The organism is Moorena sp. SIO3I6, from assembly GCF_010672095.1.
Genome location: NZ_JAAHHU010001087.1, coordinates 1 through 1,698 on the forward strand (window position 1 = coordinate 1; position 1,698 = coordinate 1,698).

Annotated in this window: 2 protein-coding genes and 1 pseudogene; all 3 read right to left on the bottom strand. The window is 45.9% G+C overall.

Annotated features, from left to right (window positions below; genetic code table 11):
- Positions 1 to 192 (bottom strand): annotated as a pseudogene (locus F6K49_RS46395) (pseudaminic acid synthase); the annotation flags it as partial.
- 214 nt (positions 193 to 406) lie between these two features.
- Positions 407 to 1,093: a PIG-L deacetylase family protein gene (locus F6K49_RS46400; RefSeq protein ID WP_293109207.1), complete on the bottom strand. Its 687-nt coding sequence runs from the start codon at positions 1,091 to 1,093 to the stop codon at positions 407 to 409.
- Positions 1,090 to 1,560, bottom strand: coding sequence for a hypothetical protein (locus F6K49_RS46405; protein WP_293109209.1), 471 nt, complete (start codon positions 1,558 to 1,560; stop codon positions 1,090 to 1,092). The genes F6K49_RS46400 and F6K49_RS46405 overlap by 4 nt, the downstream gene beginning before the upstream one ends.
- Between the last annotated feature and the right edge of the window lie 138 nt (positions 1,561 to 1,698).

Here is a 1,698-nt window from a genome sequence, read left to right on the forward strand (position 1 = left end):
GTATAGCTTGTACAGTGAGTTTCCTTTCCAAAGGCTGTTGGGGTCATTGATGAAAAACTCGCCTTCGTCAAGGTCCAAGGTCATGGTGTCGGCGGTGTAAGTCTGAATTTTTAGACCATGAGCGCCAGTTTTAGCTGCTGCTTCGACGATTTCTAGGGCACGCTCAAGGGATTGATTGTGGTTGCCGGACATTTCGGCTATTACAAATAGGGGATTTGCCGGACTTATAACTTTATTAGAGCTAATTTGTCAAGTAAATATTAAGAATGCTGAAAACCTTGCTATGATTGTCTTTTGGGTATTAAATAGTTCAATTGTTCTAGTTTAGCCCAAGCCTTATCCTACAAGGATTACAGCGAGTTTACAAATCAGCTCTTAGAGATCGCGATTTCTTTCATAGCATGACTCACATCACTAACTGTCTTCCTACAATAAAGGCTTCAGCCGCTTCAACACCTACGCTTGCTCCCCGCCAACGGGCTAAATGTTCAACCGCTTGTAATGAACGGGGATGAGGCCAGGGACGCATTTCAGACTGATAGGCTTCTAGGGCTTTGAGCTTGAGGTTCAGGGTTTCAGTTACATCTACAAACCAGTTAGGTGCAAAGATGGGGGCAGAGCCAGGGGGTTGCCATTCGGTACTGGAAGGTATTTCAAAAAATAGGAGTGATTTGACTGGATGTCCAGGGACAGGACGGCAGGCGGTAATCACGGCTTCATGAATGCGGCGGTGATCAATATTGACATCACCGCTATGGTGGGTATAAACGACCTCTGGCTGATATTGGTCAATGGCTTGTTCAACCACCTTAATCACATCCAACAGTTCACAACCATCCATGCGATTATCAGCAAAATTATCGAGCGTGACAGAGGCTGCGCCTAAAATTTCACTGGCCTTGTGAGCAGCCACAGCTAATGCCGAAAGTTGAGATTTCCATTGTGAGCGATCGCGATTGGAAGCTCGGCTGGTAGCCCCCTCAGCCAGAATCAAACTATGAACCACATCGCCCTGCTTCCCGTGCTTGGCAATGGTTGCACCACAGCCCAATACTTCATCATCCGGATGGGCTGCAACAACTAATACGTTCATGCATGGGGCTCCTTTACTGGAGTGATATTGACATCGGCTACAATACGACCATCATAAAGAGCAGCTCGACTGAACTCGTAGCGAAAGCCTTGATGTTCAATAAAGGCTTTTGGATATCCCTCTGCATCTAACATGCGAATAAAGTCGTGTAAATTTTGCAGGGATGGTACTTGGGGAATCTCGCTCTCAGCAGGTTTACGGCGCTTAAAGTTGGTAACTTCTCCAGTTTGAGGTAGAGGCTCAGGCTGTTCCTGGATAATGCGTCCAATCATTTTTGCTGAAAGATGAGTGGCTCGGATATAAATTTCTTCAGCATTTCCGGCTAAGCACAGATCTTCTTTTAAGTACACTGGACCTGCGTCAAAGTCCTGGGTCATTCTGAGGGCAGTCAGTTTAGTTGACTCATGTCCCCGAATAATCAGGTTCTGAAGTGGACTGCCTCCTCTGCCATAGGGCACATCGGTCATATGGAAACAGATGCACTCGTAGTTGTTGATTAACTCATCGGGTACTTTCCAAGACCAATGGAGAAAAAATATATAGCGAGGTTGTATTTTTTGTATATTGTTTATAGATCGGAAGGAAGCGGACAACTAGGCCACCCC